Annotated in this window: 12 protein-coding genes; 8 read left to right on the top strand and 4 right to left on the bottom strand. The window is 53.6% G+C overall.

All coding sequences use genetic code 11. The features are described from left to right. Positions 1-6 precede the first annotated feature (6 nt). Positions 7-1,152 (bottom strand): hypothetical protein, encoded by a 1,146-nt coding sequence (locus RAL90_RS10090; protein WP_306250201.1) that lies wholly within the window; start codon positions 1,150-1,152, stop codon positions 7-9. A 151-nt stretch (positions 1,153-1,303) separates the two neighbouring features. Then, positions 1,304-3,451, bottom strand: a complete 2,148-nt coding sequence (locus RAL90_RS10085) for a penicillin acylase family protein (RefSeq protein WP_306250199.1) — start codon at positions 3,449-3,451, stop codon at positions 1,304-1,306. A gap of 137 nt (positions 3,452-3,588) precedes the next feature. On the opposite strand from RAL90_RS10085, the gene RAL90_RS10080 reads away from it, so the two are divergent. The 5 genes from RAL90_RS10080 to galE all read left to right on the top strand — a co-directional run bounded on the left by RAL90_RS10080 (position 3,589) and on the right by galE (position 10,000). Continuing rightward, complete coding sequence (locus RAL90_RS10080; protein ID WP_306250198.1) at positions 3,589-4,200, top strand: TetR/AcrR family transcriptional regulator; 612 nt, start codon at positions 3,589-3,591, stop codon at positions 4,198-4,200. A gap of 123 nt (positions 4,201-4,323) precedes the next feature. Then, the gene (locus RAL90_RS10075; protein WP_306250196.1) at positions 4,324-6,657 is read left to right on the top strand and encodes an RND family transporter; all 2,334 of its coding nucleotides are present in this window, start codon (positions 4,324-4,326) and stop codon (positions 6,655-6,657) included. A 16-nt stretch (positions 6,658-6,673) separates the two neighbouring features. Then, entirely contained in the window at positions 6,674-7,573 is a 900-nt protein-coding gene (locus tag RAL90_RS10070) for an outer membrane lipoprotein-sorting protein (RefSeq protein WP_306250194.1), read from the top strand. 35 nt (positions 7,574-7,608) lie between these two features. Then, the gene (locus tag RAL90_RS10065; protein ID WP_306250192.1) at positions 7,609-8,856 is read left to right on the top strand and encodes a hypothetical protein; all 1,248 of its coding nucleotides are present in this window, start codon (positions 7,609-7,611) and stop codon (positions 8,854-8,856) included. 106 nt (positions 8,857-8,962) lie between these two features. Beyond that, positions 8,963-10,000: a UDP-glucose 4-epimerase GalE gene (galE, locus tag RAL90_RS10060; RefSeq protein ID WP_306250191.1), complete on the top strand. Its 1,038-nt coding sequence runs from the start codon at positions 8,963-8,965 to the stop codon at positions 9,998-10,000. A 12-nt stretch (positions 10,001-10,012) separates the two neighbouring features. Here the strand turns inward: galE and RAL90_RS10055 are convergent, their stop codons facing one another. After that, a complete protein-coding gene (locus tag RAL90_RS10055) occupies positions 10,013-11,935 on the bottom strand; it encodes an ABC-F family ATP-binding cassette domain-containing protein (RefSeq protein WP_306250189.1) in 1,923 nt (640 codons plus the stop codon). 75 nt (positions 11,936-12,010) lie between these two features. Further along, positions 12,011-12,364, bottom strand: coding sequence for a DUF4870 domain-containing protein (locus tag RAL90_RS10050; protein WP_306250188.1), 354 nt, complete (start codon positions 12,362-12,364; stop codon positions 12,011-12,013). 136 nt (positions 12,365-12,500) lie between these two features. Here RAL90_RS10050 and ndk point away from each other — a divergent pair, with 136 nt between their 5' ends. From ndk to RAL90_RS10035, 3 genes are all read left to right on the top strand, one after another. Further along, a complete protein-coding gene (gene ndk, locus RAL90_RS10045; protein WP_306250186.1) occupies positions 12,501-12,923 on the top strand; it encodes a nucleoside-diphosphate kinase in 423 nt (140 codons plus the stop codon). Between the two features lie 108 nt (positions 12,924-13,031). Continuing rightward, a complete protein-coding gene (locus RAL90_RS10040) occupies positions 13,032-14,384 on the top strand; it encodes a triacylglycerol lipase (protein ID WP_306250183.1) in 1,353 nt (450 codons plus the stop codon). A gap of 9 nt (positions 14,385-14,393) precedes the next feature. Then, positions 14,394-14,777 carry a DUF6010 family protein gene (locus RAL90_RS10035; RefSeq protein WP_306250181.1) on the top strand — a complete coding sequence of 128 codons (384 nt, stop codon included), beginning with the start codon at positions 14,394-14,396 and terminating at the stop codon, positions 14,775-14,777. The last annotated feature ends 141 nt before the right edge of the window (positions 14,778-14,918 follow it).

The following is a 14,918-nucleotide window of genomic DNA, read 5'->3' as shown; positions in this document are numbered from 1 at the left end:
GAATAATCAATAGAAATTACGCCACTCATCATCCCAAAGATGAATTTCAGCACAGGCGAACGTAGAAATTGAATGTTCCGCGTCAATCGCGGCTACAGGCCAATTGACCTTCGGTGATAAAGCAATGCAACCAAACCCATTCCAATTTCGCTGTGCATCTCTCGATTCTCCAAAAGGCTTGGTGGCAAAGAACTTTATTGTCACTTCGTCGGGGTCAAGTAGGGCAAAGCCGGGTTGTGCATTCAAAAAGCCGTAGCGTCCGTCTGGATGTTCAAAATATTCTCGGATTTGCTTTTCTCGTCTGTCGTTGAAGTATTGCCCTCGTTTTTGTTCATTACGAATCATAGCTTCGGGGCCGGATTTTATCCGGCGCATCCACTCCCTTACAACCTCCGACGCGCCCGATGGTAAGCCTTCAACGAGTTGCAGAGGCTCATTTTCAGAATCATGCACTGGTGGATAAGTAAGTTTAGCGATTTTAGCGGGACGCCCGAGTACATCGGATAAGTCGGGCAGTTGAGCAATAACCTTGTTCTGAGACAGCACATCCACAACTTCAACATCCGTAAGTATCATGCCAGTATTCTCACCATAGTGACATGCGCCGCCAAAACGAAAACCAAGCTCTTTGCGTTGGCGGTCGTACTGCATTACGGCGAGACATTGGTCATAAACACGCGCCTTTATTCGAATGCGTCGATTATGTAGCGCATGGCTAACAATGCTTTGATCGCCCCAGTTTTCAACCCAGAAATGGGAAGAGCTTAATCCGATGGGACCGCCCGCTAAATAATGATCAGCAACATCATTGAGCATTTGTCCCCTGAAGTTTTGATATCGAACTGGCTTGAAATACCCTTCAAACTCGACCCATTCACAATTTGGTCCGAGCGTTTCTTTCGGTAAAGGCGGTGGGAGTTCTTCATCGAAATTAAAGTTATCGTAAGCGTCTGCGACCGCATCCAACTCCGCAAATAGGTCAACCAATTCGACTCTGCGAGCTGTCTCGGGTGAACCACCTGAGGCTTTTGGGTTAATCTCTGGGCAGACCAAGGGTTCCCACCAAGGAGCTTCTTCCGCAATGGCAAAGCTGCCAATCCCAAATACCAGAGCGATGACAATAGCAGTCAGGGCTCTTCCATATACTGTCATGTTCGCTCTTCTCCTAACTGAGCAGAGTATCTGAAAAGTATAGTACCTGCAAATCAGCTAAGTCACAAAACTACCACAAAACTGTTGTTTAGAATACGTCGTCGAACGGCAGAGATTGGCAACTTCCGGTCGTTCTGATTGACTATAGCGCCTAGCGCCCGGGGCGATAATCCCGTGTTGCTTCGCTCAGGACCTCCTCCAGCGTCAATGGCATCGGTTTGTACTCAAGCTCGGCAAAAAGTGGGGCCTGATCATCATAATGAGGGGACGTTTCATCAATCGTGGCAGAGCCAAACTGATGAATGGTCTGGACTTCAAGATTGCCTTCAGGGTCCCAGTCTGCATACAGAATATAGGTGTCTCCTGCCATGGCGGTGAGATAGCCTTTCTCCAGCAGCGTGTCGTGATAATAAACGGCGCGCAGCACATCCGGCCCGCCCGCCAGCGGCAGAAGTGTGTCGCCCCGCTCCAGTTTGCTCAGCTCACCCCATGTCGGGTCGAGGCGACCATAGACCGTGTTAATATCCGCAACGGCTGATCTGAAAGCGGCTTCGCGGGTCATTACATCATCGCCCATCAGGAAGTCATTGGCCCTTGAAGCGGTGAGGATGGACAAGGCAGCATTTCGGTTTTCGATCTGTGTGCTGCCATCCCAGTTGCCGAGGATTTTCTGACCTGCTTCCAGTTCAGCGTCGCCGGAGAAATCCATTGCAGCAATTTCCCGGGCGACTTCCATGGCTTCGGAATTCTGCGAATAGAAGATGTCTTCGCGATAGGCCAGGAAATCAGCCTCGCTGATAATGTCATCCGGCTCATACTGCTCAAGAGAGCGCATCGCCCGGTTGTTCATATTGGTTTCTATACCGAAGGATGCAGGATAATCTGTCTCTGACAGATGATAGGCGCTGCCTGTTGCCTGATACGGCGTGTTGTTCGTGTTGAAGACCCAGCCTGATGGCGGGTTCACGGTGTGGGGCAGCGCTTCAAAGTCGTGAAATGTATCCCAGATCACTTCGCTTGTGTCGCCCGGCAGATATTGCCGCCAGTTCCAGCCATCAGCACGCTTCGGCATCACCGCATTATAATAGTAGGCGATATTGCCTTCCTTGTCCGCATAGACCGTATTGAAGCTCGGCACGCCCTGACTGCGCATGGCTGTTTCCCATTGCGCAAAATTTTCGGCACGGCCCATCTCATACCATTGCTCAACGGCGCGGATATTATCCATACCGGCATAGCGAAAAGCATAGGCACCATGACTGGTCACCAACACAGGACCATGCTCGGACCAAAGGATATCGCGTGTGACGGGTAGCGAGAAAGGACCAAAGAGCTTTACACGGAACTTGGCTTTGCTGACCTCGAAATCCTGCCAGGTCCCATCAAGCATGTATTGGCGGGGCTTTTTCAGATCATCGACCGTGAGCGCATAGATGTCGAGCAGGTCAGGCTTGTTGACCGTGTGGGCCCAGCCAAGATGCTGGTTCGTGCCCACTGTCGGGAAGGGGGTGCCCGGAAACAGCCCGCCGATAATGTCCCAGCCTGTCTGGGTCTTCAGCCGTGCTTCGTACCAGGCAACAGGACCAGTATAGGGCTGGTGTGAATTGACAAGCAGGCGTGTGTGACCGTCATCGGACCGTGATGGGGCAACAGCAAAGGCATTGGAGCCTATGGCCCCGCCGGGCACATCATCATTCAGGAACGACGCCAGTTCCTTTTCCGATACATCATATTGAGGCGCGTCCTTGAACAGCTCCTGAAGTTCATCATCCAGACCAAAGAAGAAAGGCGTGCGCAGGAAAAAGCCGGCAACGATGTCCTGCCCGGTGACAGGCAACAGCTCTGGCTTGACCGCATCCGGGTTTTCTGCCGCCCACAGATTGATCCCGTCGGCATAGGCCTCAATCATCTCGCGTGTCGCCAGTTTCAGGTCGCTTTCATATCTGGCGTCCATTACCTGATCGGCCTTCAGCAGTTGCACGAGGTAGTCGGTGATCGCGCCGTCCTGACCGATATGTTTGGCCAGCACACCCTTCCTGAACATCAGCGTTTCCTGAATGGTCTGCCAGTCATCTTCTGCATGGGCATAGGCAAGGCCGAAGGAGGCATCCGGGTCACGCGCGCCGAAGATATGCGGCACGCCCCACTTGTCCCGGACAATCCGGACATCATAGGTTTCAGCTTTTGCCTTGTAAGCCGAAAGATCCGGCATTTGCGCCTGCGGTGTCCAGAGCCAGAAACCGGCTGCAACAGCAGCGATGATGACGAGCACGAGCACGCCTGAGAATAGTTTTTTCACGCAGAGTTCCCCCTTGGACTTTTTCTGGATCATAGGCGCTGGAGCGCGCGGCGCAAGAAAACTCAGCGGTAGGGCTTGCAGTATCAGAATGATCGTTCTAATGAGTCAGAATAGCCATTCTGGATATGAGTTGACCTATGCAGATGACCGCCGACCGTCTTGCCGTCGTGGCGCAAGCCACAGACCTTTTCTGGAAGAAGGGGTATGTGGAGACGTCGGTCGAGGAAATCGTGCGCGCCACCGGCCTCAATCGATATGCACTCTATAATAGTTTTGGCGGCAAGCGGGAAATGCTGCTGGAAGCGCTGGCCGGGTTCGTTGCCCAGCGCCGGGCTGCTTTCCTGGAACAGTTCCAGGACAGGACAATGCGGCCCTTACAGGCCATCCACCACATGTTCACCGGGTTCATTGAAGAAATCATGCAGACCGGGAATGGCTGCCTGATGTGTAATACAGTCAGTGAAATTGCGCCGAAGGACCCGGATATCGCGGAAGTGTGCCGGGGATATCAACAGCAGTTTGTTGACATGCTGACGCCGGTGCTGCGTGAAGCACAACAGACCGGTGAGATGCGAGCAGACCTTGAGGTTGTCGCGACAGCGCACGCCTTGCTGACTTTCAAGATCGGCCTAGCAACGCTTGCCAAGGCAGGGGTGTCGCATCATGAATTGCTCGGGGCACTGGAGCAGCAGTTACAGGCGTTGTCGACGCCATCAAGGTCGCCAGCAAGAACGCAGGCCCATGCTTGAGGGAAGGACACCAGTACCGACTGGTCCGGGGTTTTTGCATAATTGATATAAACGCAGATTACCTGTCGAATAAGTGACATCGCATTCGTCTAGGGTTTGAATAAGGGAAAAGGGGCTTTGACCGTGGACAATCAAAACAAGGCGCTGGATCAGTTTGCGATCCGTCTGGCGCATTTCGTGATCCGCTTTCGCTGGCTGGTTCTGCTGGTGACCATTGGCGGGGCTATGGCGATTGCCACAAATGCCAGCAAGCTGGAATTTGAGAGCAATTACCGGGTCTTCTTTTCGCCGGAGAACCCTGAGCTTCAGGCGTTCGAGAATTTTCAGACCACCTATGTGAAGAACGACAACCTGTTGTTTGTGATCGAGCCGGCAGATGGCAAGGTCTTCACCAATGAAACACTGGCAGTTGTGCATGAGCTGACAGAGGAGGGGTGGCAGATTCCCTATTCCTCGCGTGTCGATTCCATTACAAATTTTCAGCATACCTATGCCATGGAAGATGACCTGATTGTTGAAGACCTGATCAACAATCCGGGCCGAATGAGCCAAGCCGAGTTGCAGCGGCGCGAAGAGATTGCGCTCGCAGAACCGCTATTGCGAGACCAGTTGCTGACCCGTAACGGCAGTGTGACAGCGGTGAATGTGACGCTCCAGTTTCCCGAAAAGGAACTGGACGAAGTGCCGGTTACTGTCGCCTATGCACGAGACCTGCGGGACCGGATTGAGGCTCAATATCCGGAGATTGATATTCACCTGTCTGGTGTCTCGATGCTGAATAACGCTTTTTCCGAAGCTGGCCTGAGTGATGCGGCAACGCTGGTGCCGTTGATGTTTCTGGTGGTTCTGATCATGACGGCCCTGACGATCCGGTCCGTCACGGCCACACTTTCCGTTCTCGTTGTCATCATCCTGTCGATTACGACGGCGATGGGTATGGCGGGCCTGCTCGGGATCAAGCTGACGCCGCCGTCAATCTCGGCGATGGTCATTATCCTGACATTGGCTGTGGCAGATTCGATCCATATTCTGATGACCATGCGTACAAGTATGCGTGCCGGCATGGCCAAGTATGACGCGCTGGTTGAAGCTGTCCGGGTGAACTTTCTGGCAGTGGCAATCACTTCCCTGACCACGGCGATTGGCTTTGCGGCACTTAATTTTTCAGACTCTCCGCCCTTCCGCGACCTTGGCAATATTTCTGCCATGGGCATCGTTTCCGCCTGGTTCCTGTCGGTGACCGTGTTGATTGCCCTGATCAGCCTTGTGCCGTTCAAGCCATCCCCGAAACCGGCTGACAGTGGCCGGAGTTTCATGGTGCGTCTGGCTGATGTTGTCATCGCACACAGCAAGAAATGGCTGATTTTGATGGGCCTGGCGGCAGCGGCGCTCATCAGTTTCATACCAACCCTGCAACTGGACGATCAGTGGCGGGAGTATTTTGACCAGCGAATTGAATTCCGCCGTGAAGCGGATCTGGCCGTCGAACATTTCGGCTTCTATGCGGTTGAGTTCTCCATCCCCGCCGCTGAGCCGGGCGGCATTGCGGAGCCGACCTATCTCAACCGGCTGGAAGCGTTTACCGACTATCTGCGCCAGCAGGAATACGTCACACATGTCTATTCGGTGACGGACATCCTCAAGCGATTGAACAAGAATCTGAACCGGGATGATCCGTCCTTCTATCGCATCCCCCAGGATCGTGAACTGGCTGCGCAATATCTGTTGCTGTACGAATTGTCGCTCCCCTATGGCCTCGATCTGAATGACCGGATCAATATCGATAAATCCGCGACACGCCTCACGGTGACGCTGAGTGGGTACACCTCAACGGCGGCGACCAAGGAATTTCTCGGCCTTGCCGAAAGCTGGCTGGCGGAAAATGCCCCTGACATGCAGGCACCGCCCACCAGCCCGCAAGTGATGTTCACCTATATTGCCGACCGGAATATGGAGAGCATGGTCAGCGGTACGATTGTCGCGATTATCGCGATTTCGATCATCATGATGCTGGCGCTGCGCAGCTTCTCCATGGGTATGCTGTCACTGATCCCGAACGGCCTGCCGATACTTGTTGCCTTTGGTACATGGGCGCTGGTTGTCGGTTTCGTGGGCTTTTCCGTCGCGGCAGTGGCGGCAGTCTCGCTCGGGATTGTGGTGGATGATACGGTGCATTTCCTGACGAAATATGTCCGTGCCCGGCGTGAAAAGGATCTGTCCATTGAAGATTCGATCCGCTTTGCTTTCGACACGGTCGGCTTCGCGCTGGTTGTGAATACGATCATCCTGTCATGCGGCTTTGCCGTGTTGATGTTCTCGTCCTTCAAGATCAACGCAGAAATGGGTTTGCTGACAACACTCTCCATTCTGTTTGCCCTGATCCTCGACTGTTTCTTCCTGCCGCCCCTGCTCATGCTTTTTGGCCGCGACAGGAAAACCACTAAAATCAGTTCTTAAAAGGAGGCTGTCACACATGGCTTTTAATCTCTCATTCCGCTCCACCCCTGCAACACTGGCAACAGCCCTTATGTTGGGGACAGCCGGACTGGTGGCAGGTGCTGTTGTCACACCGCTGCTCGCACAGGACGCAACAGTGGAGGCGGCCCCGGCTGACTTCATCAATGATCCGGAAGCACGCGGCACCACAGCAGAGGCCCAGAAGGGCTATGATATTGCCGCGCGCAGCGACCGGACCGATCACGGCTATGGCAACAGCCGGGTCAACTTCACCATGGTTCTGCGTAACTCCGCCGGGCAGGAGGCAACACGGGAAGTGAATATCACAACCCTTGAAAAGCCCGATGAAACCGTTGGCGACAAGTCCCTGGTGATTTTTGAAACGCCCGCAGATGTGCGCGGCACGGCTCTTCTGTCCCATGCCAAAATTCTTGAACCTGACGATCAGTGGCTTTATCTGCCTGCCCTGAAGCGGGAGAAACGTATCGCCTCAGCCAACAAATCCGGACCATTTGTCGGGTCTGAATTTGCCTTTGAGGATTTTACCACGCAGGAGCTGAACAAGTTTACCTATAAATTTATCAGCGAAGGTGAGCTGGATGGCATGGCAGTAGACATCATCGAGCGCTATCCACGGTATGAAAATTCCGGTTATACGCGGCAGGTTTCCTATACTGATCAGGAAATATTTCAGGTCCGCAAGGTGGAATTCTATGATCGGCGGGATGCCCTGTTGAAAACCCTGACGCTGGAAGACTACCGTGAATATGACAACGGAGTTTACCGGGCGCATAAATTCACCATGGTCAACCATCAGACCAACAAGGAAACCGATCTTGTCTATGAAGAGTACGAATTCGGGTTGGGGCTTGATGAAAATGATTTTGTGAAGGGCGTCCTGCGCCGCATTCGATAAACCCAGCGTCCTGAAAAAGAACCCGGATCATTCCCATGCTGAAAAAATCACTATTGTCATTTGCTTCCCTGTTTGTGCTTGGCGCAGGCGCTGCCCTTGGCGGGGAGTGGGAAGCCACAACTGAAATCGGGGCGGAGGCACGCCTCTTCCTGAATGATCCGGTCTTTCAGGGGCAGTCTGACGATACCGTGCAGCCCTCCCTGACATTCGAATCTGATATTCGCTGGCGCAGTGATGATGGCAAGCATGAGTTTGTGTTTATTCCCTTTATGCGTGCTGACAGTGTGGACGACCAGCGCACCCACGCGGATTTGCGCGAAGGTTATTATCGCTATCTCAGTGATGGTGACTGGAGCCTGCTCGCGGGTGTTGCCAAGGTTTTCTGGGGCACGACCGAGTCCCGCCATCTCGTGGATATCGTCAATCAGACCGATGCAGTGGAAGATATTGATGAGGAGGACAAGCTGGGCCAGCCTATGGTGATGCTTTCTTATCTCAAGGATTGGGGGCAGCTTGATTTTTTCATTCTGCCTTTCTTCAGGGATCGGATTTTCCCCGGTGAAGAAGGAAGACTGCGCACGCCTTTTGTTGTGAACGATGATGACGTGTTTTTCAGTGACGATGAAAAGCGCGATGTGGTGGATTATGCCATCAGATATGCACAATATTTTGGTGACTGGGATGTGGGTCTGTCCCTGTTCAACGGTGTTTCCAGAGAGCCAAGGCTGGTCAGTCCGCTGACGACCAGTGGCAGTACAGCAGAATTTTTCCAGCTTTATGACAGGATCACGCAGGCTGGTCTTGATTTGCAATATACCAAGGACGCCTGGCTGTGGAAATTTGAAGGTATCGTCAGGGAGGGGCAGGGCGATACGTACACTGCTGCGGTTGCCGGTTTCGAATACACTCTCTATCAGATTTTTGAAAAGCCCTGGGACCTCGGTATCCTTGGCGAGTATCTGTATGATGGCCGGGATGATGACATCGTGTTGGTGGCGCAAGGCGCGACCACAGCGGCGCCAATCACAGCTTTTGAAAATGATGTCTTTGCCGGCGCACGCCTTGCTCTCAATGACATACAGGACACAGCTATACTGGCGGGCGCGATTGTTGACGCGGATGATTCATCTACGGCACTTTTCATCGAGGCAGAGCGTCGGCTTGGACAAAGCTGGACAATCGAACTGGAGAGCCGACTGTTCCTGAATGTGGATGATGAAAATATCTTCGCGGCATTTGAGGAAGATGATTTTCTCAATATCCGGCTGGCCAAATATTTCTAGCCCGTCTCAACACGCTGGCAACAATTCGGTGTAAAAGCGGGGGTGCAGAATCCCGGCAGGGCCGTTATACCGAAGGCTACAGTCACGTATTTTTCAGGAGCCCTGAATGTCTCTGCATATTCTTGTCACTGGTGGTGCCGGTTATATTGGCAGTCATGTCTGTGTTGCCCTGCTTGAGGGGGGATATCAGGTGACTGTTATTGACAATTTCAGCAATTCCCATCCCGAAGCTGTGGCCCGCGTCAACAAGATTGCCGATGGTGCCATCAACGTAATCGAGACGGACCTTGCTGACGAGGGCAGTATTGACTTCATTCGCAAAGAGATTGGCGGGCGACCTGTGCATGGCGCGATCCACCTTGCTGGCCTGAAGGCAGTGGGGGAGTCCGTTGCCAAACCAGCGCTGTATTATCACACCAATATCAACTCGACGTTGAACCTGATCGAGGTCATGCGCATGGTCGGCAGCAATACAGTTGTCTTTTCTTCTTCGGCAACCGTGTACGGCGAAGGCAACAAAAACCCCCTGACCGAAACGGCGCTGAATTATATGCCGACAAATCCGTATGGCCGGACAAAACTCTATAATGAGAACATCCTGCGTGATCTGTATATTGCGGATAATGACTGGCGGATTGCCAATCTGCGCTATTTCAATCCGGTCGGAGCACATCCTTCAGGGTTGATCGGGGAAGACCCGCAGGGGATTCCAAACAATCTTTTTCCGTATATTGCCCAAGTGGCGGTTGGGCGCCGTGAAAAGCTGAGTGTCTTTGGCAGCGATTATCCCACAAGGGACGGCTCGGGCGTGCGCGATTATATTCACGTGCAGGATCTGGCCAGCGGTCATGTGGCAGCGCTGCAATTCCTGCATAACCAGTCGGCCGGATGCTCGGCAGATATCAATCTTGGCACGGGCAAGGGGGTTTCCGTATTTGAGGCGATTGCTGCGTTCGAGCGTGTCTCCTCCCGCACGATACCGTTCGAGGTCACCGCGCGCCGCCCCGGTGATCTGGCTGAAGTCTATGCTGATGTGACACTGGCCAGTCAGTTACTGGCCTGGCAGGCACAGTATGATATTGACCAGATGTGTGCGGATCACTGGCGCTGGCAGATGCAGAACCCTGCTGGTTATACCGGATAAGGCTCTTGCAGTTTATCTTGCCAGCTGACCTTCGGCGCGTGCTTTGGCATTTTCGTAATCTTCACTGGCCGCAAGCCACTCTTCTTCGGTCTGCTCAATCAGCGAGAGTGTATCTGCGCGTTCCTTGGAAAGGGCGGTGGCCTTGTCCAGATCGTTCTCAAACAGGCCCGGCTCTGCCAGTTGTGTGTCCAGATTCGCGACATTTTTCTGCAGCTTCTCGATTTTTCGCTCCAGCGCTTCGGCTTCTTTTTTCAGAGGGCTGAGTTTTTGACGCATTTCGGCAGCCGCCTTGCGCATGGCGGCCTTGTTGCCGCTTTCAAGCGGGTCTGCGGTATCGTCGCTCGTTTCCTTTTTCCGGGTCTTGCCCGCATCAAGGATCATCTGGCGGTATTCTGTGAGGTCACCATGATAGCGCTCGGCCTTGCCGTCTTTGACCAGCCAGAGACGGTCCACGATGGTTTCCGCCAGATGCATGTCATGGGTGATAAGAATGACCGCCCCCTGATAATCGTTCAGGGCCATGGACAGGGCCTCGCGACTGTCAATGTCGAGATGGTTGGTAGGTTCGTCAAGGATCATCAGATGCGGGCCATCAAAGGTAATCAGTCCAAAGAGCAGGCGTGCTTTCTCGCCACCGGACAGTTTTTCCGCAGCTGTGTCCGCCTTTTCCGGCCCGAAGCCGATCTGCGCTGTGCGGGCGCGCACCTGCGCTTCTGTCCCTTCGGGCATCAATTCACGCACATGCTCGAAAGGAGACTGCTTCGGCTTCAGTTCATCAATCTGGTGTTGGGCGAAATAGGCGATTTTCAGTTTCTTCGATTTGCGCACATGCCCTGCCAGTGGGGTCAGGCGACCTGAGATGGCCTTGACCAGTGTCGATTTACCCTGGCCGTTAAGGCCCAGAATGGCGATACGGTCATCCTGGTCGATCCGCAGGTCAACTTTCCGCAGGACAGGCTTGCCTGGCTCATAGCCAAGGTCAGCTTCCTGCACACGGACGATTGGCGGTGCCATGGCCGGCTTCGGGTCTGGGAAAGCGAAGGGGATTGTCCGCTCCTCAATCGGAATGTCTATGGCCTGCGCTTGCAGTTTTTCCAGCATTTTGACACGGGACTGGGCTTGCCGTGCTTTCGAAGCCTTTGCCTTGAAGCGGTCAACGAAGGCCTGCATGTGCTTCCTGGCCTGTTCCTGTTTTGTCGCCTGAGCCGTCATCACGGCGTGCTGCTCTGCCCGGCGGCGGATATAGGTATCGTAATTGCCATTATGGATTGAGAGTTTGCGGTTCTCCAGCGCCATGGTGTGCGTCATGGCCGCATTCAGAAGGCCACGGTCGTGACTGATGATAAGGGCTGTGTGCGGATAACGCCTGATATAGGTTTCCAGCCAGACAGCGCCTTCAAGGTCAAGGTAGTTTGTCGGCTCGTCCAGCAGCAACAGGTCCGGCTCAGAGAACAGGACGGCCGCCAGCGCCACGCGCATGCGCCAGCCACCTGAAAAATCGGAGCAGGGGCGCTGTTGGTCTTCGTGAGAGAAACCGAGACCGGAGAGGATGATCGCGGCGCGCGCTTCTGCCGAGTGGGCTTCAATATCTGCAAGACGGGTCTGGATTTCAGCGATGCGTGCTGGCTCTGTTGCTGTTTCGGCTTCTGCCAACAGGCTCGCGCGCTCGGTATCGGCAGCAAGCACTGTATCGACCAGACTGACATTATTGGACGGCACTTCCTGTGCGACAGAGCCAATGCGACGGTTCTTGCGCAGCGAGATTGCGCCATCATCCGCGCCCATTTCCTGCTTTATCAGGCGGAAGAGGGTCGACTTGCCGGTGCCATTGCGCCCGACAAAGCCGACTTTCCAGCCGTCAGAAATGGCAGCCGTTGCCTGGTCAAAGAGGACACGGCCCTCAATTCGATAGGTCAGATCATTGATATGCAGCATTGTTGTCGGTCACTCGCAAAGGAAAAGGGGCCAGATGGCCCCTTGGTGCATGTTCCTACTGTGGCTGGGCCGGTATTAAAAGCCCCAGCTTTGCGGGTTGGGATAGGGTTTCCCCTGCGAGATGTAATGCAGGCCTTTCACGCAGCGAACGATGAACCAGATCATCTGCACGAGCAGCATGAATGCACCGATGATGATGACCGTCAGAACCAGCGAAATAATGATATAAAGACAGCCTTTCCAGAACACATGGATGGCATTGCGATAGTGGCTGAGAAGCCATTCGGGCGCATCATCCTGAAAGACATAGGCCATAATCAGCCCGATGAGCGGGGTGATGCCTGTTACAAATCCTGCGAGATAGAGGATATAAATAGCAGTCGCTTTGCCGCCATTATCTGACGTCGTTGTGAGCGCATTGTCACTCATGAGTTAGCCTCGTCTCGTTGAACGCCCCAACGATCATTGATTCTTATATAACGCCAAATGCTCCCTCTTGCTAGAGGGAATGTCCATTGCTATAGGCCGCTCAACCTGAACATTTTCCCAAAAAAGGACCGGAAACATGGCTCTCGAGCGCACTTTTTCTATCATCAAACCTGATGCAACACGTCGCAACATCACTGGTAAAGTGGTTAACAAGCTGGAAGAGGGCGGCCTGCGCGTTGTTGCTTCCAAGCGTATTCACATGAGCCGCGAGCAGGCAGAAGGCTTTTACGCAGTGCATAAAGAGCGCCCGTTTTTCGGTGAGCTGGTCGAATTCATGATGTCTGGTCCTGTGGTTGTGCAGGTACTGGAAGGCGAAAATGCCATCGCGCGGAACCGTGAAATCATGGGCGCAACGAACCCTTCTGAAGCAGAAGCAGGTACGATCCGTGCCGAATATGCCGAATCAATCGGCGAAAACTCCGTGCATGGGTCTGACGGACCGGACACGGCCAAAGAAGAAATCGCCTTCTTCTTCTCTGACGACGAAATCGTCGGCTAAGGCGCTGTTCCAGCGCCGCCCCTGATGCTACACATTACGAATGCATGACCTGCCCCGGCGACAAACCGGGGCAGGTTTATCACTGCGCAGGGGAGTGGGGGCGCTGACATGAAGTACATTCTGGTCCACGGTACGTTCGATACGGACAGTACCGATGAGGGGGAGAAATGGTGGCAGACGCAAAGTCTGCTTTACCAGAAACTTTCTAACGCCGCACAAAAGACGGACACGATAGAAACTTTCCGCTGGTCCGGTGAGAACAGTCACGTTGATCGCGTTGCTGCCGCAAAGCGACTCGCCAGGAAATTGCGACGAGAGGCCGACGCTGATGGCGTTACCATCATTGCCCACAGCCATGGCGGCAATGTTGCTGATTACGCGCTTAACCGCTTGTTGCCCTGGCAGAAAAAGCACGTGTCTGTTGTCACGATCGGGACGCCGTTTCTGTCTGTGGCAACGTCCTTTTTTCAGCGATACTCGCTGCTTGAGCGCATACTGATCTTCCCATTATCGATGCTCTATGCCTACGCGGTTTATTCTTTTGGTGTGTTTGGATTGTTTGGCAGCGATCCCGTGATTGATTTCTTCCAGCCGCTTTTCGATTTTCTGGAACGAGTCGAGCCTGTGCCTGGTCTGGAAGTTGATTTGCTCAGTCTATTGACATTTTTGATGTTCGTCATCCTGTTGAAGCCGATCTGGTTGACCGCTTTGGAGCAGCTTTATTATCAGGTTCACTCAAGGATTTTTGTGAACTCAAGACAGCGACTGGTGATCCATCATGACGGAGATGAGGCAATAAGTCTCCTGAAGCAGGTGGTGACAAGCAAGCTTGCGCCTATCACGCCGGCGCAGGTCCGGTCGAGCTTTGTCTCTCTCGTGGTGCCGGCAACAGTTATCTTTGCGATTGGCCTGACACTCTGGTTCAATTCCTTGAGTGTTGATACGCGGCCTGTTCTTTTTCTGGAATATATCTGGGAGAATATCACCGAAGCCTGGGCGGGTATCTTCCAGGAGACGCAGCTCTCTGTTGTAACGATCCCTTTTTATGCACTCGGCGCGGCGCTCATTCCGCTTTATCTCATTTTCTGGTTGCTTGGTTCACTTCTCTCAGTACCTCTCTCAAGGGGCATGAACAGCGCTCTTCATGCCGCAATCAGGAATGCTGCAACGGGCATGTCTTCTGGCTTCAAAATAAAAAAGGTTGGCGCTCTACCGGAGCTGACACATGTGGTGGTGCCAATCCCGGACCAGATCGCCCGAGCACTGGCGGACGATACCTCGCTGGCACTGGGAAGCCGCATCACCGAGCTGCGTCGCCTGCTGGATATTGCCGGAGACGTGAATGCCGATACGTTCAAAATGATGAATGACAGTTTCCAGTGGAATGAACTTATCCATACCTATTATTTCCGCCATGATGGGTTTTGCGATTTTCTGCTGGAGGCAATGGGAAAGCGATAGAGACATCGTATGAACCGCCCAATCCTCCTCGGCCTTGCCCTTGTTGTACTGATCCTGCCGGTGCATTTTCTGGTCTCCGAGGAAATGTCGATCCAGATCGCCGCCTTGACGCTGGCCTTGATCGCCGGGGCCTATATTGGCTTCGCAGCTGCCGATGGGCGCTTTTCTGTGCTCCTGTTGGAACTGGCAGGTAGTACAATCTATGCGGGCGCAGCGTTGGCCGGTCTTTTATGGGATCCCGTCCTTATTGCTGTTGGCATCATGGCCCATGCAATCTGGGATTTCCTCCATCATAATGACCTTCTTGGGGCCCGAATTCCCCAATGGTATATCCCGCTTTGCGTGGCTGTGGATGTGCCTGTCGGACTGGTCTTGTTCGCTTTGTATCTCTGAAAGTTACAGGGTTTCTGGCGACGCAGAACGGAAACTGTGACCTGGAACACAGCAGTATCACACTAACGCGTGAGCGCCCTTGAAGGCCGCCACATCCATGCCCAATTCCCCATCATGAGGCCACAATCTCCTCGAAATGAC

It is taken from the genome of Parvularcula sp. IMCC14364, assembly GCF_030758415.1.
GTDB lineage: Bacteria > Pseudomonadota > Alphaproteobacteria > Caulobacterales > Parvularculaceae > Aquisalinus.
The sequence above is the reverse complement of the archived record's forward strand: the minus strand, read 5'-3'. Positions and strand labels throughout refer to the sequence as shown.